General features: G+C 40.5%; 20 protein-coding genes. 6 read left to right on the forward strand and 14 right to left on the reverse strand.

Annotation, left to right across the window (positions count from 1 at the left end):
* Positions 1–11 precede the first annotated feature (11 nt).
* The 5 genes from J3L16_RS01960 to phoB all read right to left on the reverse strand — a co-directional run bounded on the left by J3L16_RS01960 (position 12) and on the right by phoB (position 7848).
* Entirely contained in the window at positions 12–2768 is a 2757-nt protein-coding gene (locus tag J3L16_RS01960; protein WP_207611180.1) for a TonB-dependent receptor, read from the reverse strand.
* Between the two features lie 96 nt (positions 2769–2864).
* Positions 2865–4637 (reverse strand): hypothetical protein, encoded by a 1773-nt coding sequence (locus tag J3L16_RS01965; RefSeq protein ID WP_207611181.1) that lies wholly within the window; start codon positions 4635–4637, stop codon positions 2865–2867.
* A 241-nt stretch (positions 4638–4878) separates the two neighbouring features.
* Positions 4879–5817 carry a phosphate ABC transporter substrate-binding protein gene (locus J3L16_RS01970; protein ID WP_207611182.1) on the reverse strand — a complete coding sequence of 313 codons (939 nt, stop codon included), beginning with the start codon at positions 5815–5817 and terminating at the stop codon, positions 4879–4881.
* Positions 5818–5824: 7 nt separating this feature from the next.
* Entirely contained in the window at positions 5825–7117 is a 1293-nt protein-coding gene (phoR, locus tag J3L16_RS01975) for a phosphate regulon sensor histidine kinase PhoR (protein ID WP_207611183.1), read from the reverse strand.
* Positions 7118–7158: 41 nt separating this feature from the next.
* Entirely contained in the window at positions 7159–7848 is a 690-nt protein-coding gene (gene phoB, locus J3L16_RS01980) for a phosphate regulon transcriptional regulator PhoB (RefSeq protein ID WP_207611184.1), read from the reverse strand.
* Between the two features lie 170 nt (positions 7849–8018).
* Here phoB and J3L16_RS01985 point away from each other — a divergent pair, with 170 nt between their 5' ends.
* Together J3L16_RS01985 and rdgC are read left to right on the forward strand one after the other, a co-directional pair.
* Positions 8019–9752, forward strand: a complete 1734-nt coding sequence (locus J3L16_RS01985; RefSeq protein WP_207611185.1) for a HAMP domain-containing sensor histidine kinase — start codon at positions 8019–8021, stop codon at positions 9750–9752.
* A 41-nt stretch (positions 9753–9793) separates the two neighbouring features.
* The gene (rdgC, locus tag J3L16_RS01990) at positions 9794–10711 is read left to right on the forward strand and encodes a recombination-associated protein RdgC (RefSeq protein ID WP_207611186.1); all 918 of its coding nucleotides are present in this window, start codon (positions 9794–9796) and stop codon (positions 10709–10711) included.
* A gap of 4 nt (positions 10712–10715) precedes the next feature.
* On the opposite strand, the gene J3L16_RS01995 is transcribed toward rdgC, so the two are convergent.
* The 4 genes from J3L16_RS01995 to folB all read right to left on the reverse strand — a co-directional run bounded on the left by J3L16_RS01995 (position 10716) and on the right by folB (position 13253).
* A complete protein-coding gene (locus J3L16_RS01995) occupies positions 10716–11552 on the reverse strand; it encodes an HDOD domain-containing protein (protein ID WP_207611187.1) in 837 nt (278 codons plus the stop codon).
* A 96-nt stretch (positions 11553–11648) separates the two neighbouring features.
* Positions 11649–12008, reverse strand: a complete 360-nt coding sequence (locus tag J3L16_RS02000; RefSeq protein WP_207611188.1) for a histidine triad nucleotide-binding protein — start codon at positions 12006–12008, stop codon at positions 11649–11651.
* A 24-nt stretch (positions 12009–12032) separates the two neighbouring features.
* The gene (locus tag J3L16_RS02005) at positions 12033–12833 is read right to left on the reverse strand and encodes an undecaprenyl-diphosphate phosphatase (RefSeq protein ID WP_207611189.1); all 801 of its coding nucleotides are present in this window, start codon (positions 12831–12833) and stop codon (positions 12033–12035) included.
* Positions 12834–12884: 51 nt separating this feature from the next.
* Positions 12885–13253, reverse strand: a complete 369-nt coding sequence (gene folB, locus J3L16_RS02010) for a dihydroneopterin aldolase (protein ID WP_207611190.1) — start codon at positions 13251–13253, stop codon at positions 12885–12887.
* A gap of 64 nt (positions 13254–13317) precedes the next feature.
* Here folB and plsY point away from each other — a divergent pair, with 64 nt between their 5' ends.
* Entirely contained in the window at positions 13318–13920 is a 603-nt protein-coding gene (gene plsY / locus J3L16_RS02015) for a glycerol-3-phosphate 1-O-acyltransferase PlsY (protein WP_207611191.1), read from the forward strand.
* On the opposite strand, the gene tsaD is transcribed toward plsY, so the two are convergent.
* Both tsaD and J3L16_RS02025 read right to left on the reverse strand, forming a co-directional pair.
* Positions 13913–14926 carry a tRNA (adenosine(37)-N6)-threonylcarbamoyltransferase complex transferase subunit TsaD gene (tsaD, locus tag J3L16_RS02020; RefSeq protein ID WP_207611192.1) on the reverse strand — a complete coding sequence of 338 codons (1014 nt, stop codon included), beginning with the start codon at positions 14924–14926 and terminating at the stop codon, positions 13913–13915. The two genes, plsY and tsaD, sit on opposite strands and share 8 nt — an antisense overlap.
* Positions 14927–15003: 77 nt before the next feature.
* Positions 15004–15411: a secondary thiamine-phosphate synthase enzyme YjbQ gene (locus J3L16_RS02025; protein ID WP_207611193.1), complete on the reverse strand. Its 408-nt coding sequence runs from the start codon at positions 15409–15411 to the stop codon at positions 15004–15006.
* 234 nt (positions 15412–15645) lie between these two features.
* On the opposite strand from J3L16_RS02025, the gene rpsU reads away from it, so the two are divergent.
* The 3 genes from rpsU (at position 15646) to J3L16_RS02040 (ending at position 17267) form a co-directional block, all read left to right on the forward strand.
* Positions 15646–15861 carry a 30S ribosomal protein S21 gene (gene rpsU, locus J3L16_RS02030; RefSeq protein ID WP_207611194.1) on the forward strand — a complete coding sequence of 72 codons (216 nt, stop codon included), beginning with the start codon at positions 15646–15648 and terminating at the stop codon, positions 15859–15861.
* 87 nt (positions 15862–15948) lie between these two features.
* On the forward strand, positions 15949–16392 hold the full coding sequence (locus J3L16_RS02035) for a GatB/YqeY domain-containing protein (protein WP_207611195.1): 444 nt from the start codon (positions 15949–15951) through the stop codon (positions 16390–16392).
* Between the two features lie 50 nt (positions 16393–16442).
* Positions 16443–17267 (forward strand): SDR family oxidoreductase, encoded by an 825-nt coding sequence (locus tag J3L16_RS02040; protein ID WP_207611196.1) that lies wholly within the window; start codon positions 16443–16445, stop codon positions 17265–17267.
* On the opposite strand, the gene J3L16_RS02045 is transcribed toward J3L16_RS02040, so the two are convergent.
* The 3 genes from J3L16_RS02045 to J3L16_RS02055 form a co-directional block, all read right to left on the reverse strand.
* Positions 17256–18272 (reverse strand): hypothetical protein, encoded by a 1017-nt coding sequence (locus J3L16_RS02045; RefSeq protein WP_207611197.1) that lies wholly within the window; start codon positions 18270–18272, stop codon positions 17256–17258. The two genes, J3L16_RS02040 and J3L16_RS02045, sit on opposite strands and share 12 nt — an antisense overlap.
* Before the next feature lie 61 nt (positions 18273–18333).
* A complete protein-coding gene (locus tag J3L16_RS02050) occupies positions 18334–19197 on the reverse strand; it encodes a polysaccharide lyase family 7 protein (protein ID WP_207611198.1) in 864 nt (287 codons plus the stop codon).
* 267 nt (positions 19198–19464) lie between these two features.
* Positions 19465–20328, reverse strand: a complete 864-nt coding sequence (locus J3L16_RS02055; RefSeq protein ID WP_207611199.1) for a polysaccharide lyase family 7 protein — start codon at positions 20326–20328, stop codon at positions 19465–19467.
* Positions 20329–20335: the final 7 nt, after the last annotated feature.

A 20335-nucleotide genomic window follows, 5' to 3' on the forward strand; every position in this document is an offset into this window, starting at 1 on the left:
AGTCGTTTCAACTAGAACTGATAGCGGAAACTTACGCTATAGGACTGTCCTACTTCTTGTTCAAAGCGAACAACATCGGAACCACTATCGTCAGCTTGAGTGATTTCATTAAAGTCATCAAGTAAATTTCTAGCTTTAAATTTCACATTAAAGTAGTCAGTAATGAAATAGGTATAGGTTAAATCAAGTGAATCAAACGGTTGTTCAAATGAATCTGCTCGACCACCCTCTCCCGATATAAACAAACGCTCTGAAAATGTATTGAACGCTAAACCTGCTGAGTGTTTTCCATCTTTCGAATCAAAACCCACAATAATATTTGCAACAAAATCAGATGCCTGTGTTAGTTCACGCTCGCGATTTGTAACGTTAACCGCTATATCACCCACGTTGATTTCGTTGGTAAACAGCCCAGTTAAGTTACCTTGAACGAAGAACTGAGAACCAATATCACCAAGAAAATCCAGATTAACCAACCATTCCACTTCAACACCCGCAATTTCAGCAGACTCGACGTTTAATACTTGTCCTCGAAGTTCGTTACCTGAAGTCGTTTGCGCAAGTATTTCAATTGGATTTTCAATATCTTTATGGAAAAGACTTACTGTGAAGTTATCGCCGTTATCAAAATACCATTCAGACCTAAAGTCTAAATTAGTGATATCCGATGGTGTTATTCCCGAGTTACCTGTAATGATAAAATCAGTAACTGGATCGCGATATGACGTATCTACAATTTCACGTAAATCAGGGCGAACCGTTGTTTCGCTCCAGCTCAGTCTTAAATTAAATGTCTCAGCCCAAAAGTCAGGTAAGCTATATTTTACAGCCACTGAAGGGTAATAGTCGTCTTGCTGGAATGCACCATCGAGGTCCCCTGTCGCTGCAAATTCGTTAATATCTAAATTTGGGAAAATAGGACTATTCAGCGCAAGCGGGTTAAACAACGCACTTACTTGGCGGTAATCTTCATAACGAACACCTGCAACTAGGTACAAGGTTCCATTCCAATCAAAGTCTATTTGACCATAAGCTGCATCAACTTGAGTTGCCGCAACACTGGGGCCAAAGTCGGTATTTTGTAACGCCAACTCGAAACCAAGATCAGGGTTAAGAATATTCTCATCAGAAAAACGCTCTGAAATAGAATCCGTTACAAATGCGTTATTCGTTGAATTTCCATCAATAGTGAAATTCAATTGTGTAGAAATACGAGCTCGTCTATCGCTTCGCGCTCCACCGCTTACTTCAATAAGCCAATCACCAGCATATAGCGGCAATTTCAAATCAAAACCAGAGCTTTCTAATTGGTCATCCAAATCAAGGTTTTCAAATTGAAGACCGTTACTGGCAATACCACCCAGGGCTAAATTAACATTGCTAATTTCACCAGACTCTACATCTCGGTCAAAATTCGCAACAGCTGTAAATGAGTTTGGAATTTCCGTAGTTGCCGTTGAATCAGAATAGAACCAATTTAATTCTAAACCAGTCAAAAATGAATCACCTAGCCCTAACAAGTCTAGTGTGTCATCACCTAATTGATGTCTACCCGATAACTGGTATATCTCTAGTTCGCGTTGCTCAAATACACCACGGTAGTTTCTAAAGCCATTGCCAGAACTAAAGCCACTGGTATCGTTATACTCGTCAGAAAGAAAAGTTTCATCGTCGGTATTTCGGATAAAGAAGTTTTTGCTCTCTATTGTGTGTTCGGTACCCCAACTTAACGCCGCACCTGCGGTGACTGTTAAGCTTGAGTTTTCTGTTGATTTAGTTTGGTCAATAAACTCTTCATCAGGTTCTTCTAAACGGCGAATAGTTCGGTCTTGAGTACGTAGAGACTCTCCGTAATTGAGTGTTACTAAACCACCTAAAACAAAATCTGTCCCAAAATCTATAGCATCACCTATGCCACCGCTGATCCCCCAATCCTGAACAGCTCTGCTGCCTTCGGTGATATCAAGGTTGCGGTCGAAAGCTGTCGCTAACTGGCTGTTAACAAGGTCTGCTTCAGCAAGAGAGATAGGAGAGCCGTTACGTACAGATGTTTGCTGAATAGCATTGGCGCTAAGGTCAAAATCACCACCATTTACAAAACTGCTACCTAAAACGTCTAGCACGGTTGAAGACAACTGACGACTGCTGTCACCATCACCAAAAGAACTGCCGCTGGGGTTTTCTATATGCTCATCAGAAATACTATTGATACCAGCACTGGTACCCACATAGGCAATAAAACTTTCTGGAATTGATGTTGTACGAATATTAATGGCACCACCACCAAAAGCTGCGCCTTGGTCGGCTGAGAAGCCCTTTTGTACAGACAAGGATTCAACAATAGCGGCTGGAAATATATCTAATGGAATAACATTTCTTGTTAAATCTGGCGACGGCACTGCTGCACCGTTTAACGTTGCGCTTGAATAGCGTTCACCTAAACCACGCACGTATACAAATTTTCCATCGACCAATGTCAAACCAGGAACACGTCTCAATGAATCTGCAACATTAGAGTCACCGACTCGAGCAATTTGGTCTGCGCTCAGTAGGTCAACAACACTGTCAGCCTCAAGACGTTCCACGACTATTTCTTCTGCAGCTGAGCGTCGGCGACCAACCACTTGCACTCGCTCAACATCAGCAGGAGCAACATTGGTTTGCTCGTTTTCGGTTTGAGCATTAACAGAAGATGAAATTGCAGCAGAAAGAATGCTAAGTGGAAAAACAATCAATCCAGCTTTCAAAGAGAATCTATTCGTTGTCATCGGTAATCTTAATAAAGTAGTGAGAACATATAAAAGGAAGGGAGTACATAGTTCCCTTCCTTAAACGAGTTGCAAAATAAACGAATATCGCGTTGATTAACGCTCGCCTGCAACTTGGCCGTCTTCAAACCATAATGCTTGACTACGTGCACCTTCTAGTAGACCAAATGTCCACACTAGATCATCATTTGTAAACGTAGCACCAGGCTGAGCAAAACCATCCGGTAAAGATGTACCCTCTACCAAAATATCTGCAACAGGAACTGCTAGGAAACCATTCAAGATGTTCGTAGTAACACCTTCATCTGCACGAACAGTGGCATTAGAAAGTACATTACCTGTATCAGTTAGGAAGTTAACAGCAGGGCCAGAGAAAGGACCCGCAGCATCATCAGCACGGCGGCTAAGAGCTGTTGCATATTGCTCACTACTCGTATCTACAGTATCGAAGTTCAACTCTTCACGAGCACTGTTTGCTGTCAAATCAGGACATGCAAAAATATTACCTTCAAATGTCAACAAACCTGCAGCCAGCTGAGTGGCGTCAATGTCATCTTCAGCTTGGAAGCAATAGTTGTCGTTTTCAACACTATCATCACCAGCGTAAGCTGTAGTAATGATTGAGTTATTTACTGAAATTAGGTGACCTTCTTCAAAGTTAACACCTGCACCACCGTCACCGTTACCCGCAGTAGAGCGGTTTTTCGCTGAACTAATGCATGTTAAGTTATTGATTGTGCCACGACTTAAGTAGTCCTCAGCAAATACATCATTTTCGTTTCGTGCAGAAGCACCATCTGATTCAACACAGTGTGCACCAGTACGCGTACCCACGCTCACGTCAGTACCGCCACCTTGTACAACAAGAGCGTTGTTAATTGTGCCATAGTAACCATCATCGATGTCGATAGAGTCATCTTGAATATACACGGCTACATAGTTTGTAAGGTCAGCACCACCGCCGAAAAATTCAATACCATCATCGATGTTTGCATAAATCTCGATGTTAGAAAGAGACGTACCACTTCCTACTGCACCAAAGGTAATACCGTTTAATTCGTTACCTGGAGAAAGCGCTGAACCTGCATGCTTAACAACAACATAGTTTAGTATACCTGAACTATCTTCTGGTAAAGCTCCACCGAAGTTAGATTGGTCGTTACCAACTAGACCTTCAACAGCGATTGAGCACTCAGTGTTATCAGCAAGTGTTAACGGAGTTGCATTTCCAGTGTTAGGTTGGAAGTTCCATCCACTGTTGTATTGGCAAGCATTAGTGAAACCAAAACCGTTAATAACGATACCGCCCCACTCTTCTGTTTGCTCTGGAGTAACCAAATCATTTACATCGGTTTCAGACGTAATAGTGATAGGTGCATTAGCTGCGCCTTGGGCACTGATTTGTGCGCCTCGATTTACTACTAATGCTCTATTTGCTTGAAAACCTAATGTTGCACCAGCTTCAATGAAAAGGGTTGGGCCATCGCCACCTTCTGTTATACCAGCGTCAGCAGCTTCGCTTAAAGATACGTAGTTCTCACCTACATATAAGCTTTCGTTAAACAAGTGAGCGCCATCATTTTCTAACACATTAAAAGTAACGTCTGTCAAAATCTCATTTGATGAGCTAACAAACAAAGCAGTGTAACGGCAGTTATTACCTTCTACCGCGCCTTGCTGAGTTGCACCAGCCTCATCCACATATGAAGCACACGGATTGTCATCTACATTTGAATCTGAGTCACCACTGTCCGCAACTACACCTGTGTTAACATTGCTAACTTCAAGGTTGATGTCGCCGCCACCACAAGCTGTTAGCGCAACCGTTGCTGCCACTGCAGACACTCTGAACAAATTATTGAGTTCCATCAAATACTCCAAGAGATTTTTATTCGTTATTTAAAAAGAGTGGGCATCTTAGAGGGGAAAAATGACAGTTTTGTTAAAGCTCTGCAATGTAACAAAACTTTAATATTTCATTAGAAGTTTGTTGTTCTTGCGTGAATAAATTTCGTCCATCACAAGTGCATTCATCATATGAAACTATCTTATAAGATCAATAGTTTAAGTCCAAAGTTAGCGACAAAGAATAAAACGATTTCATTTTTTGCTAATTGGCTAATAAGCTTAGTTGCTGGTTAATAATCGACTCTGAAACTGCAAAGTAACCGTCTTTAGTTACCATTTCTTGCCCTTGCTTTGAAAGAACGAACCTTAAAAATTCGTGCTCTACCGATGGAAAAGGTTGGCTCGGTGATTTATTTACAATCAAATACAAGTAACGAGAAAAAGGGTATAAGCCCTCAGTCACAGTATCATGATTAAGAGGAATTAATGAGTCTGTATTTGAACCTACTGCTAAGGCTTTTACTCCAGCAATGTTGTGCCCAAAAGGCGCATAACCGATAGCCCTATGATTTGATGCAACGGAGTAGACCACTGAAGCCGACCCTGGTTGTTCATTAACCGCGTTTTTAAAATCTCCATCACACAGTGCATTGAGCTTGAATGAACCATGGGTGCCCGATACCGAATTTCTACCAAAAATCTGGATAGACTTATCCGGCTTAGCCATATCGATTCCCAGCTGTGACCAATGAGTAATATTTTGACGGCCCCCACAATAACGAGTAGATGAAAAAATACTGTCAATTTGACTGAGGGTTAGCCCTTCTAAAGGATTCGAATCTTCCACGAAAATAGCAATTGCATCAATCGCCACTCTTAATACTGTAGGTGGATAGCCGTAGTTTTTTTCAAAACGACGTATTTCACTGGCTTTCATTGAACGGCTCATTACGCCTATATTTGCAACACCTTCCGCTAACGCAGGAGGGGCTGTAGATGACCCGGTTACATCTATTTCGATACTTGCTTGAGGGTAAATTTTTTCAAACTCTTCGGCCCAAAGGGTCATCATATTGGCCATTGTATCAGAGCCCACAGCCACTGCCTTTCCCACTACACCAGGACGTCGTTGATAATTTTCTGCAGAATGAACTGTGTTACTGAAAGCCCAAATAGCGATTGCAAAAAATAGCCCCTTCATAACTTTCTCACTCCGCTATTAGCTGTTCATCTAACTCAAAAGAAAAAGTGCTGCCGACTCGAAGTGTACTGGTAATTTCCAAATGAGAATTATGATGACTTAACACATGCTTCACAATGGATAAACCTAATCCTGAACCACCGGTTTTCCGTGACCTAGCTTTATCCACTCGATAAAAGCGTTCAGTCAATCTAGCAATATGCTTCTCTTCAATACCATCGCCATTGTCTGACACAGAAAACATCGCTCCTGATGGTGTTTTTTCCCATGTCACCCTAATTTTTCCACATACCGGGGTATAATTAATCGCATTGAACACCAAATTAGAACAAGCACTTCTCAATTCAGTTTCGACGCCAAATACATGTAAAGACGGATCAAGGTTAAACTCTATTTCGTGTTGTTTATCTTTATTCAAAGTAATGGCTTCGGCTTCTACTTGCCTTAACATAGCATGTACATTCACCGATTTTTCGAACACTCTCTCTGCACTCGCTTCTATACGGGACAAAATTAACAAATCTTCAATTAAGTTTTGCATACGCCCAGTTTGAGAATGCATTTCTTGAAGCGCTTTTGCTATGAATGGGTTGTCGTCAGGTACAGGTAATAGTTCTATATAACCGGTAATAACCGTTAGTGGCGTTCTGAGTTCATGAGACACATTGGCAACAAAATCTTTCCTCATTTCCTCTAATTGAGAGACTCGTGATACATCCCTCGCTATTAGCAATAGATGAGATTCACCATAAGGCATAATCCGGTATTCGAATATTTTTTGTGGATTTAAAGGCGAACTAACCTCAATAGGATGATCGAAACGCCCTTTGTGAAAATAATCAATGAACTCAGGGTGCCGAATAAGATTATCTAATCGCATACCAGAATCAGTGGGCCACCTGAGCCCCATTTCAATTCTAGCCAAACGATTACACCATATAATGCGAGCATTAGCGTCAACTACTACTGCTGCATCCGGTAGTGCTTCAGAGCCTTCTCTAAAGCGTTTCACCAATGCGCCTAACTCTTTTCTTTTATTCCGGTTTCGACGTTGAAGGTAATAAATACCTTCGTAAATATGTTCCCAAAAGCCAGACACAGTTGGAGGCGACATTTTTCGACTGTGCCATAACCATCGATTTAATTTATATAATTGCCAATAATTCGTAGCAAGCAACACCAGAGTCCCAACCAATATTGCGACTAAGGTATCATCGAGTAACGCCCCTAATGAGGCGATAAATACAAGAAATATCATCACCTTGGTTAAGCTTTTAACCCATGAAAAGGGATAGTACATGTTGCTCCTACTGCTAATGTATTTGCAGGTATAAAAAGGACCTAAGGTTTAGTAGAAAATCTGTATCCCGCCCCACGGACAGTTTGGATCATTGTATCATGCCCGTGCCCTGAAATTGCTTTACGTAGGCGTCGTATGTGTACATCGACAGTACGGTCTTCAACATATACATTAGTTCCCCATACGTTATCAAGCAACAACTCTCTACTGTAAACTCGCTCTGGATGAGTCATAAAAAAGTGTAATAACTTAAATTCCGTTGGCCCCATATCTAACTGTTCGTCATTCGCCATCACTCTATGAGAGATAGGCTCAAGTTTTAACCCATTATATTCAATAGGTTCTTCACTAGACATAGGAGTAACTCGGCGCATTACTGCTCGAATTCTTGCCACCAGCTCTTTGGGAGAAAAAGGTTTAGTAATATAGTCATCAGCACCTGCATCTAGGCCTCTAATTTTATCTTCTTCCTCTCCTCTTGCGGTTAACATTATAACCGGTATATCTCTTGTAAATTCATGTTGTTTCAAGCTTTTTGCCAGCTGAACTCCACTTCCCCCTGGCAGCATCCAATCAAGAAGAATTAAATCTGGATAGGGCTCACAGATCTTGCCTTGAGCAATATCATAATCTTCAGCCTCAACAATACTAAATCCCGACTGTTCAAGAACAAACTTTAACATTTCTCTAATCGGTGCTTCATCTTCAACGACCAACACAGTCTTTGACATCATTATTTCCTAAGGCAATAAAATCGAGCTTATTATTTAACGGTTCTATTACACTTTTATTAAATTAACAAGTAGAACGTAAGTTCCAAAGGATTTTATGTATTCACGTAACTTGAGAAACCGCTCGTTTACGCATATTCTTAACCTCACCATGATATTAGGAATACTGGATGGCACACGTTAAAACTGGGTTATCACGAAAGCTACTTACTCGAGTGCTCTCTTTATATTTTGCACTCACACTGACGGTTACTTTTACTCAGATTATCGTAGAGTATCACGCTACTAAAAGTAACGTTGAAGATGAGCTTCGTACGTTGAAAAATACATTTTCTACTAGTTTAACCCGTGCAATTTGGGAACTAAACCTAGAACAAGCAGAATCTATAGCTCTAGGGCTAATGGAAATCCCTATTGTTGAAGGCGTTCAAATTCGTGATGAAAACGGGCAATTTGTTGCTCAATTAGGTATCGCTGCGCAAAACTTTTCTGAAAATGATATCGCCACGTCTGGGCAAATGACAGACTATTCAGGCGGTGTATTTGGTTACAGCTTCCCTCTTATTTTTGAATTTTCGGGACGAACTTCCAATGTGGGCGATGTCACCCTATATTCTAACTTTGATATTATTTTCGGCCGTATAGAAATAGGAGTTATTTTATTAATAGCTAATGCAATATTAAAAACGGCATTTTTGATATTTTTGTTTATGTCTGCTTTTAAGACAATGTTAAGTACGCCTTTGCGCACTATTACCCGCCAAATGATGGAGTTTAATGCTGAACGGCCCCAAGATTCAAAATTGTCTTTGCACATTGAAGATGATAATGAATTAAGACAGCTCACCAACTCCTACAACCATGTTATAGACGACTTAGTTGCGTCTCGCGATACACTCAAAAGTGCTCAAAATGAATTAGAATACGCCAATGAAAAATTAGATAATCAAAATCTCCTTTTAGAGCAAGAGGTTGCAAAGAAAACCGCATCATTGAGCCATATCATGCTGGATTTAGAACAGCAAAAAGACGAGCTCATAGTCAAACAAAGAGAGTTAAAGCAGGAAAACGAAAATCGCCAGTACATTGAAAACGAACTGAGACGGAAAAATAACGAATTGGCCTCATCCATGGGCACCCTCAGAATCGCCAGAGATCAACTGCTAGAATCAGAACGTATGGCCTCGCTAGGCGGATTAGTTGCAGGTATTGCTCACGATATCAATACCCCTTTAGGCGTCAGTGTAACTGCTAGTAGCTTTATGCAAGAGCGTATTAAATCGTTAAAAACAAAATATGCCGACAATGCAATTACCAAGTCAGCAATGGATGATTTTTTTAAAGAAGTAGAACAAACATCTGATTTACTACTCAACAACCTATATCGCGCATCTGATTTAATCGCCAGCTTTAAGCAAGTTGCCGTAGACCAAACTAGCGAAGCCGAGCGTTGTTTCGATTTAAATGAATACTTACATGAAATTCTAAGTTCGCTGCTTCCAAGCTTTAAACATTCTCAGCATACCATCACCATCGAATGTCCTGAGCAACTGCAAATTTTTTGCGCTCCAGGCGTCATCGCGCAAATTATCACAAATATGATAATGAACTCTCATATTCATGGCTATGACGAAGGTATAGCAGGTCAGATATTAATCCACGTTACAGAAGAAAATAACGATATCGTACTAGTATATGAAGATGACGGTAAAGGCCTTTCCAGTGAGCATCTCGACAAACTTTTCGATGCATTTTTCACTACAGCAGCAGATATAGGCGGCTCAGGACTAGGTACTCATATTATGTACAATTTAGCTAATCAAGCATTAAAAGGTAAAATCACCGCATCAAGCAAAATGGGTAAAGGATTAAAGTATACGATACGCTTCCCCAAACGAACTTAAATTGTTAATCTGCCGGACTGTCTCATTCTAGTCCTCTAAACATGTGGTTTAAAAATTTAAAAGTCTATCAACTTACGCAAGATCTCTCTTTACACGATGATGATCTGCAAAACGCATTATCCGATCTCGCTTTTCGCCCCTGCGGAAAACAAGAAACCGCTACTATGGGGTTTTGCTCTCCATTTTCATCGGTGAAAGGGGGGAGTTCCCCTGCCCTATTTCACCGAGTGGGTGACCGTTTTTGGATAACCTTAAAAAAACAAGAAAGGATCCTTCCTGCCGCAGTTGTCAATGCTGAACTTGCTGAAAAAGTAGAAGCCATTGAAGCAGAAACCGGCTCTCCTGTAGGGAAAAAACAACAAGCAGATCTAAAACAAGAAATTGTTCATGCGCTGTTGCCAAGAGCCTTTACCAAAAATAGCTACACCCATGCGTGTGTGTCGATTGAAGATAGTAAGGTGTTAGTTGATGCATCTTCAGATGGTAAAGCGGAAACGTTTCTAGCCATGCTTAGAAAAGCACTGAATAGCCTTCCTGTTGTTCCTTTGGTTAGACGTAGCTTGCAAAACGAACTTACTAGCTGGATTAGCCAGGCTGTTCCCAACACGATTGAACTGCTTGAAGAAGCTGAGCTTAAATCTAGTGACGATGCTGCAAGTATTGTTAGATGTAAAAACCAGCCATTAGATTCAGAAGAAATCGCCCACCATATTGAAGCGGGCAAGTGGGTTCAAAAAATTGCTATTTCCTACGATGATGTAATGACAGCAATTTTATGTGAAGACGGCAGTGTTAAGAGAATTAAATTCACCGACCGAATAGTCGAATCGGTCAGTGACGTACCTAAAGATGACATCATGCAGCGCCTAGACGCCGAATTTGCATTAATGTCTGCAGAGTTGTGTCAATTTATTAATTTTCTAAATAAAGAGCTATCGCTTACAGACGATTTAACCTAAAAGGTTATGCAAAAATAGCAAGAGCGCTATTGTACATATCTGAAAACTCATCTGTAGAGAGTTCGCTAGGGCTCTCTATTACGCCTCTTTCAATTGCTGCATTTATCACTGCGTCTTTTTGCTGAGCCATTTTACCACTCAAGACAGCACCAATTCGAACAAAGTCCATATAGTCTATATTATCGCTGACCACAGACAAATCACTCCAAGACTTTGAAATAGCAACAAAATTTGGACCAAACTCCCACTTTTCCATTATTTTTCCACCAATAACACCCGAAGTTTGCTTAATCGCTTCTTCGAGAAATGATGGATTTGCGAATACGTCATTATGGCGTTCTGCTTCTGTTAATATTGGCAGGACACCAATACTATGCACCAATGCACTCAATGCCAGTGCGTCCAAACTCTTTTCTTTATTTTTTGTTCTTGCAGCATAGGTTTGAAGCACAGCCATACTGTTGGCAACAACGGCGACTGTTTTTTCCCATTCTTGGCTTAAATACTTAGCAATAATGTCATTTTTAGATACGAAAAGTTGTTCCATTGCCAAAGCTGTGGCTATATGTTTAATTTGACGCAGTCCAATACGAGTTACGGCCTGAGAAACCGACTCAACCTTAACCGTTCTTCCTAAATAAGCGCTATTGGCAATTTTTATCATTCGCGCGCTTAACGACGGGTCTTTAGCAATTACGTCAGCCATTTTATTTAAATTTATTTCAGGATCATCAGCGGCTTTTCTAACTTCTAATGCGATCGCCGGCAAGGTTGGAAGTACCAGCGTATCGTTCTTCACTTTTTCAAAAAGTATGGTGAGTAATGCGTTCTGTGTCGACATAACTTGTCCTTTCTTATTTCACTTAAATACAACGCCATCCCATTTTTGATGGTGGCTTTGAAGAGTTACTTTAAATACTAGTACATACCTGAATAATTATTTTAATTTTGCAGAAAAAGGTGGCCAGCCCAATGGCTTACCCGCTAGAACGTGAAGATGAATATGATAAACCGTCTGCCCACCAAACTCATTGCAGTTCATGACTGTTCTGTACCCTTCTTCAGCAACGCCAAGTTCTTTAGCCACTTTAGCCGCTACGAAGCTCAAATGCCCCACGACGCCACAATCTTCTTCGGTAATATCATTAATAGTAGCAATGGCTTTTTTCGGAATAACCAAAAAGTGAACGGGCGCTTGAGGGCTAATGTCTTTGAATGCTAGCGCCAATTCGTCTTCATACAAGATATCAGCGGGGATCTCTTTATTAATAATTTTTGTAAATATCGTGTCTGACATTATTTCACCTTAACTTTAAATTCATTAACCAAATACAAACCACAATAAAATTGTACCCAGTGTTAACCTATAAATCACAAAAGGCAACATACCGACACGAGAAATCCAGTTTAAAAACAAATAAATACATAGATACGCACTTACAAAAGAAAATCCGGCGCCATACAATAAGGCCATCCAATCTACCGCTTCTGTTTGCTGAATTAACTCAATCGTAGAAAACAGTCCGGCTCCCAAAATAGCGGGGATAGACAATAAAAATGAAAATTTTGCCGCGCTTTCTCTATCAAACCCAAGCATTAAGCTTGATGTCATTGTAATACCACTACGGGATGTGCCCGGTATTAGCGCCAGAACCTGAGACAAACCAATGATTATCGCACTGCTAAATCCCATAGAATCGAGTTTGCGTGTCAATGATGCTTTTACATCTGCATACCAAAGTAACAAGCCAAAGCCTATGGTTGTAACCGCCATCACCAGAGCCGTTCGAGCATTTAATGCAATCCAATCTTTCATTAAATAACCCACAATAATAATAGGCACAGTTGCAATGACCACAGACCAAGCAAGCTTACTTTCATTGCTTTGATTTTTACTAAAGCCGTGTTTTAAGAAGCCTACAGTCAACATGGAGATTTCTTTACGCATATAAATAACCACGGCTAGTAAACTGCCAACATGTACAGCCACATCAAATGCTAAGCCTTGACTAACCCAGCCGAACAACTCAGCAGGTAACAATAGATGAGCGGAACTCGATATCGGTAAAAACTCGGTTACGCCTTGAATAATAGCCAGTATAATAATTTCTAAAAGCGTCATTACGCCGTACCTCAAATAGTATTGTGGTTAAAACAGAAGAAAGAGTGAATGTTAAATAGAGGTGATGCCTCGTTTATCAAACGCCATAATGACAGAAACAGTGGTCGCATCGGGTAAAATATCAGGCTTTTCAATTTTAAGCGTAATCTTATCTACTGTAAAAACAGCTAATACGCTCTCACAAATGCGCCGCCCCAAGGCTTCAAGTAATTCAAAAGACGTTTCACTCGCAACCTGTTTAACATGTTCTGCGACCTTACCATAATCAACGGTATCATTTACATTATCCGATATTGTTGCATTAGAAATATCTACATCCAAGGATAAAGTAAGCAATAAATTCGTAGCTTGTGTTCGCTCCCAGTCATATACCCCAATGAGAGTAGGAACCTGTAATTGTTCGATGATAATTTTTTGCATCTGGCGATTTAGTCGATTTTTTAGTAATTTATACACTAGTGTACCTAATTGTAGATAACATTCCATGACTGCCAATGCTGTCTTTATGATTTGTTTAGCCTATTTATCTGGCTCTTTATCAAGCGCAGTAATAGTAAGCCAACTTTTTCATTTACCTGATCCTCGTTTGTTTGGCTCAAAAAACCCTGGTGCGACAAATATATTGCGATTAGGAGGCCGTACCCCGGCAGTACTCGTTTTACTATTTGATATTTTTAAAGGACTGGCCCCTGTTTACCTAAGTTACTGGTGGGACTTGCCGGTTATAGTGTTAGGTTTAGTGGCTATGGCAGCCTGCTTAGGGCATAGCTTTCCTTTATATTTTGGATTTAAAGGAGGAAAAGCCGTTGCCACTGCGTTTGGCGCACTACTGCCTATTGGTTTAGGTCTAGCGGGTATGATGATAGGAACATGGTTGGTGGTTGTTTTTCTTACTGGCTTTTCTTCTCTAGGCGCGATTACGGCAACGCTGCTAGCACCAGTTTACACCTATTTTATAAAACCAGAATATACTCCCGCAGTCTGCATGTTAAGCCTGTTTATTATACTGCGTCATCGACACAACATTGTTCGGCTAGTAAAAAGAGAAGAACCGACTATTTGGCAAAAAAAGAAAGCGGTTAAATAGGAGGCAATTCTTCTAATGACCAACGGGGCTTAGCCACATCGCTTAGGCTTGACACTTGGCCTGCACTTAATCGCTGACAGCCTGCATAAGCAATCATTGCACCGTTATCCGTACATAAGTCCAGTGCGGGGTAAAATACTTCCCCTTTCATTGAGTCCATCATGGTTTTCATGGCTGAGCGCAAATGACGATTTGCACTGACTCCACCAGAAATAACTAACCGTTTGCGCTTTGTTTGTTTTAGAGCGCGGCGGCACTTGATCATTAAGGTATCAACCACAGCCTCTTGAAACGCATAGGCGATATTGGCATGGGTTTGCGCACTGCCGTCACAATCTCGAATGGTGTACGCAGCAAATGTTTTTAGCCCACTAAAACTAAAATCTAATCCTGGTTTATTGGTCATGGGGCGCGGGAAGTTATAATGTCCAGCTTCCCCTTTTTCAGCTAGCTTTGCTAACAAAGGGCCACCGGGATAATCTAGCCCCAACAATTTTGCCGTTTTGTCGAACGCTTCGCCTGCTGCATCATCAATAGATTCACCTAACACGGTATATTTGCCTATGCCTTCTACATCTATCATCATGCTGTGGCCACCAGAGACCAGCAACGCAACAAAAGGGAACGGAGGTGGATTATCTTCCAGCATTGGCGCTAATAAGTGGCCTTCCATATGATGAACACCGATAACAGGTAAATTCCAAGAAAACGCTAATCCTCGGGCTACAGAAGAGCCAACAAGAAGCGCACCGATTAAGCCAGGTCCTTGAGTATATGCAATACCATCAAGATCCTCTTTACTGCAATTTGCTTCTTCTAGTGCTTTTTCAATAAGAGGGACTATTTTTCTAATGTGATCACGAGACGCAAGTTCAGGCACTACCCCACCATAGTCAGCGTGTAGCTTCACCTGACTATATAAAGTATGGGAAAGCAAACCTTGTTGCTTGTCATAAATTGCGATGCCTGTTTCATCACAAGATGTTTCAATACCTAGTACGCGCACATTCGTCTCCTGTTAATCGCTGCGCAGTTTACTATTAGTTAAAATAAGCGCAAGTCACAGAGCCATTTAACAATCAATTAGACTAAAGTCACCACCAGATTACGGGGGCCACCGTGATTTCGGTGCTCACACAAATAAATTCCTTGCCACATACCCAAAGCTAACTTGCCATTAGAGATAGGTACAGTTACATCTGGCCCCAGCATACTTGCCTTAATATGTGCAGGCATATCATCGCTTCCTTCATAGGTATGGGTGTAATAAGGTGCATTTTCCGGTACCATAACGTTAAAATGAGATTCAAAATCTTGTCGGACGGTCGGATCTGCATTTTCATTTATGGTCAGTGATGCTGATGTATGTTGTATAAATACATGGGCCAACCCAGTGTGAGAACAATTATTTAATACCTGTTCAATGTACGGTGTTATTAAATGGAACCCACGAGGCATTGCTGGTAACGTAATGAAATGCTGTTTAGTCATAATTAATACATTTTTTTGCGCGATTTTAAGCATAATTGTTGAATATTAGTAAGTGTATCAAGGCATTTTCAGTTAGTAATCAATAACTGTTTAAATTTTGATATATTTTGACTTTACAATGCGCGTAATAATGTTTAGAATTCCGCACCATTTTTTAGCACACGGGTAGCCTTTCTCAGCTTGAAAGTTGCATGTGAAACCCGAAATAATTGAAAGAATATAGGTGAGAACTTAATGCCCATAGTTAAAGTTAGAGAGAACGAACCGTTTGACGTAGCCTTACGCCGTTTCAAGCGTTCTTGTGAAAAGGCTGGAATTTTATCTGAAGTACGTCGTCGTGAATTCTTCGAAAAACCTACGTGGGAACGCAAGCGTAAGAAAGCGGCTGCGAAAAAGCGTCATTTGAAAAAATTGGCGAGAGAAAACGCACGTCGTGTAAAACTCTACTAAGGGTTTTTCTGTACTGAATTTAAAGGCGCTGATTATTATCGGCGCTTTTTTGTTTGTACAAGCAAAATAAAAATGAAGGAATGGCCAATGGCACTCATAGACGATTTAAAAAACGCACAAAAAGACGCAATGCGCGCAAAAGACAAATTGCGTTTAGGTACTATTCGTATGGCACTAGCAGCAGTGAAGCAACGTGAAGTAGATGAACGAATAGAGCTAAACGACACTGATGTGTTAGCAATTTTAACAAAAATGGTAAAACAACGCCAAGACGCCGCCGAGCAGTTCGATGCCGCCAACCGCGATGACCTATCATCAAAAGAGCGTGAAGAAATTGCGGTTATTGAGTCATTCTTACCACAACCTCTTACGGCAGATGAAATTGCTACGCTTATTGACGAAGCGGTTGAATCTACGGGCGCATCTTCAATGCAAGACATGGGGAAAGTGATGGGTTTACTAAAACCTAAACTTCAGGGCCGTGCAGATATGGGTAAAGTAAGCGGCCTCATAAAAGCAAAACTGAACTAAGCTCAGTTTATTTAAACGCAAACCTCTACGCACGCCAAAAAGGAATAACCATGCAAAAACGCGCAATGATCAGTGGATGCTCATCAGGTATTGGCGAGGATATTGCGCTTAAACTTGCAAAAGAAAATTGGCATGTTATTGCAGGTGTTCGTAATCAAGCTGACTTAGAAAGGTTAAAACAATACCACAATATCACGCCTATTTTACTTGATGTGACCGTCCAAGAACACGTAACCGCATGTGCTGAATTCTTTAGTTCACAACAGTTGTCTCTTGATGTTCTCATCAATAACGCTGGCTTAGCCAGCGGTGGCCCAATTGAAGGCTCTAGTATCAATGATTGGCAAAATGTGTTTGCAGTCAATGTCTTTGGCTTAGTTAATTTAAGTAAAACGCTATTGCCTTTTCTTCGTCAGTCAAAAGGGCGAATTATCAATGTTGGCTCTATTAGTGGTCTAGTTGCATCACCTTTTATGGCCATTTATGCCGCCAGTAAATTTGCTGTTGAAGCAATCTCAGATAGTTTACGACGAGAACTGAAACACCTTGATGTGCATGTCAGTGTGATTGAGCCCGGCCCAGTAAAAACGAAAATTTGGACCAAAGGCGAAGAAAAAAGTCATCAATCTAAAGCCACATATAATGAATCAGTTGTAGCAGCGTACGGCGAAAAACTCGACGCGTTCGAAAAAGCAATAGATGCAGCCGTGGTCAATGCCCTTGATGTGTCACAAACAACTGAAGTGCTATACCACGCCTGTCACTCACCTAAGCCCAAAACACGCTACATCGTCAGTAAACGCACTTTAATGATTAAATTACTGCGAATTCTTCCTGATAAATGGGCTGACTCGCTAATATTATCAATGAGATAAATTTCCATAGTAGCGTTCTAATATTTGAGTTGCTCGGTGAGAAAAAGGCGATTTTTCAGGTTCATTGTCAATAAAGGCTCTGAGTGGCCCTTCGAATCGAGCCAAAAGTGCTAATTGTTGGGAGTCATCATCATCAATAAATAGCCCTAAGTTATGTAGCGCAGTTAGCGCCCCATTTTTTTCGATATTAGAGGACGCAGTGGATAAGCCGTTCACTAGAGTGTCTTCAAAACCAATCAAATTACCGCCAAACATAGCAACAGTCTCAAGAGCCTTAGCCTTCAACTCCGGCGTTAATTCTTCTTCAAACACCCCGGTTAAATTATTCAGTACACTATCGTCGGTGGTTTTCCATTTATGATTTGCTAAAACCTCAAAGGCATACACTTTATTTTCGATATTACTTTCAGTATAAATGACTGACGTTAACATATCTGTTAAGTCTTCTTTTTGCGCTTGTAAATTACTTCCCTTACTTGAAGAGTAAGCAAGATCAATCAGTGCTAAAGCACTCAATCGAGTACTTTGATCATCTGAAAATGTAATCTCGTTAATAATAGCAGATAATGTATCGAAAGGTAGTTGGCGTAATATATGAACAATTGAATGGCTGCCGCCATTGTCTTGCTTTACTTCAATAGCCAGATCTTTAACTATGTTTGGATTAGAGCTCAAATAAGCCACTAGTTCATCCATATCACCTGTCAATTTTCGGTAATCAGCTTTAGATAAACGACTTTCAGATATCAGCCCCTTTAACAAATTATCAAAGCATTCTTCTTCGCAATTATCATCGCTAGGCTTTGGCCTCGTCTGTATCGGCTCGTCAGTTTTTTTTGCATCACCTTGATGAACATAGTCATCTTTAGTAGTAGCGCTTAGAGGTAAAGCTTCAGTAACAGTAGATTTTTCTGCTTTAGAAGAGTCGCTTTTTTTATGAAAAGGACCCAAAATTATAAATAAAATAACACCAATAACGGTTAAAAAAATAGCCCCGTATTTCATATCACCCACCAAACTCTAAAACCCTCTATCGCATATTGCGATAGAGGAACAAACAAACTAATTAATAATTATCGTGCTCTAAAGACGTATACTGAATTTGACAATCACCTACATCACCATCGGTATAACACCCGGCTTTGTTGTAAATATCAATATCACTTTGCGTCCATTTCGAAATATCAAAATCAACTTCTTCGCCATTACCCGTCACTGTTATCGTGTCGCCGCCATCAGTGCCATAAGTCATGAGAAAACTATTTTCATTCGACGATCCAAACAGAGCTTCTCCTAAATCTTGGTACTCATAACCACCACTTCCATTAAAATCAGGATCTGTACGAAATACGGCCCACAAATGGTCGTCTAACCCACTGCGACTCTCATAATATGCAATTCGAAGCATAGGAGAGCTTGTAATAGCATCGCTATCTGTTGTGGTATTTTGGTCAATATGTAGTTGTGCAACAGTAAACTCTGTTGAGCGATCGGCACTGCTCCCTCTTATTTTAAAAGTACCACCAAACTCTGGCGCAGGACTCACAGTGTCAGCTTGAAAACTTTCCAGTCTAAGCTCCGTTCTAGAGGTTACCGATTCATCGACTTTAAAATACAATGAATCACCCACACCACTTTCTTCTGCAAAGTAGAAATAGTTGCTTCCACCAACAGTGTTATTCGCATAGTCTCCGTCTAGCATTTCACTATAGGAAATACAATCGTATTTTCCTCCATCTCCCTGATACTGATGCTTCGCAATACCTAAAACACTTCGAGTGCTTCCTGATGTATTGTCATATGGACTTAACGACTCACTACTCTCGGGTTCACAATAGTCCGCTGCGTGAGCGTACCCACCTACAAGACTTAACGTTAAAACGGTACCATTAAAAAACGCAGATAAAGGATTGAATCTAAAGATATTCATGTTTTCACCTTAAAAATTAATCGAACTACAATTAATGAAAAATGCCTAATGCATTGTACAAAAGACGAGCTCAATATACTTATAGGTTTCAATGTGGAGCAACACTCCAACCTTAAACTTTACACTTTGTCAATACTGGTCACAAAAAAAACCAAGGAAAAGAACAAAAAAAGAACAAGAAAAACACAAAAAATATAGTTTGGTTGTAAAAAAGAGGTTATCGCTTTGGCTTACCTCTTTTTACAAATAGAAGAAAAGAATATTTAATTAGTAATTACTTTTATGCAATTCTGTAAATTGAATTTGGCAATCGCCCACATCACCATCGGTATAGCACCCAGCTTTATGGTAGATGTATATGTCATCTTGCTTCCATTGGCTAATATCAAAACGGGTTGATTCACCATTTGTGACAACCCAAATTTTAGTACCGCTATTTGTGCCGTACTTCATAATAAAGCTATTGTCATTTGCCGCTCCTGTTACGGCTTCACCAAGTGACACATATTCATAAGCACCGCTTCCGTTATCATTTGGGTTCGGGCGGAAAATAGCCCAGAAATGATTATCTATACCATCTCTAGAGTGAATATAAGCAATACGTAACATAGGTGAATTAGTTATAACATTAGCATCAGTCGTTAAGCTTGTATTTGTATCGACATGAAGCTGGGCGACAGTAAAATCTTCAGAGCGAACAGCTTTACTGCCTCGAATTTTAAAGGTTCCACTAAAACGAGGACTTGGGTCGACACTGTCAGCTTGGAAGCTCTGCAACCTTAATTCAGTTCTGGATACAACGGATTCATTCACTTTAAAATAAAGAGAGTCACCAACATTGGCGTCGTTGTTAAAATAAAAGTAATCTTTTCCGCCAGTGGTATTACTAGCGTATTCACCATTCAACATCTGACTATAAGAAATACAATCATACTTACCGTCATCACCTTGGTATTGATGTTTGGCAACACTCAGGGCTGTTCTCGTATTACCCGTTGTATTGTCATAGGGGCTTCTACTACTGCTACTCGCTGGCTCACAATAATCTGCATAAGAGGGAGCCACTAAAAACGCACAGGCAAGACTAACTACTGCAGGCATGGTAAAACGCTTTAACTTATTTTTATTCATATTATCA

It is taken from the genome of Alteromonas sp. 5E99-2 (assembly GCF_017368475.1).
Classification (GTDB): Bacteria; Pseudomonadota; Gammaproteobacteria; order Enterobacterales; family Alteromonadaceae; genus Alteromonas_F.

Coding starts and splice junctions, on each gene's coding strand:
- J3L16_RS01960 (WP_207611180.1), bottom strand. CDS start 2,768: ATGACAACGAATAGATTCTCTTTGAAAGCTGGATTGATTGTTTTTCCA.
- J3L16_RS01965 (WP_207611181.1), bottom strand. CDS start 4,637: ATGGAACTCAATAATTTGTTCAGAGTGTCTGCAGTGGCAGCAACGGTT.
- J3L16_RS01970 (WP_207611182.1), bottom strand. CDS start 5,817: ATGAAGGGGCTATTTTTTGCAATCGCTATTTGGGCTTTCAGTAACACA.
- phoR (WP_207611183.1), bottom strand. CDS start 7,117: ATGTACTATCCCTTTTCATGGGTTAAAAGCTTAACCAAGGTGATGATA.
- phoB (WP_207611184.1), bottom strand. CDS start 7,848: ATGTCAAAGACTGTGTTGGTCGTTGAAGATGAAGCACCGATTAGAGAA.
- J3L16_RS01985 (WP_207611185.1), top strand. CDS start 8,019: ATGGCACACGTTAAAACTGGGTTATCACGAAAGCTACTTACTCGAGTG.
- rdgC (WP_207611186.1), top strand. CDS start 9,794: ATGTGGTTTAAAAATTTAAAAGTCTATCAACTTACGCAAGATCTCTCT.
- J3L16_RS01995 (WP_207611187.1), bottom strand. CDS start 11,552: ATGTCGACACAGAACGCATTACTCACCATACTTTTTGAAAAAGTGAAG.
- J3L16_RS02000 (WP_207611188.1), bottom strand. CDS start 12,008: ATGTCAGACACGATATTTACAAAAATTATTAATAAAGAGATCCCCGCT.
- J3L16_RS02005 (WP_207611189.1), bottom strand. CDS start 12,833: ATGACGCTTTTAGAAATTATTATACTGGCTATTATTCAAGGCGTAACC.
- folB (WP_207611190.1), bottom strand. CDS start 13,253: ATGCAAAAAATTATCATCGAACAATTACAGGTTCCTACTCTCATTGGG.
- plsY (WP_207611191.1), top strand. CDS start 13,318: ATGACTGCCAATGCTGTCTTTATGATTTGTTTAGCCTATTTATCTGGC.
- J3L16_RS02025 (WP_207611193.1), bottom strand. CDS start 15,411: ATGACTAAACAGCATTTCATTACGTTACCAGCAATGCCTCGTGGGTTC.
- rpsU (WP_207611194.1), top strand. CDS start 15,646: ATGCCCATAGTTAAAGTTAGAGAGAACGAACCGTTTGACGTAGCCTTA.
- J3L16_RS02035 (WP_207611195.1), top strand. CDS start 15,949: ATGGCACTCATAGACGATTTAAAAAACGCACAAAAAGACGCAATGCGC.
- J3L16_RS02040 (WP_207611196.1), top strand. CDS start 16,443: ATGCAAAAACGCGCAATGATCAGTGGATGCTCATCAGGTATTGGCGAG.
- J3L16_RS02045 (WP_207611197.1), bottom strand. CDS start 18,272: ATGAAATACGGGGCTATTTTTTTAACCGTTATTGGTGTTATTTTATTT.
- J3L16_RS02050 (WP_207611198.1), bottom strand. CDS start 19,197: ATGAATATCTTTAGATTCAATCCTTTATCTGCGTTTTTTAATGGTACC.
- J3L16_RS02055 (WP_207611199.1), bottom strand. CDS start 20,328: ATGAATAAAAATAAGTTAAAGCGTTTTACCATGCCTGCAGTAGTTAGT.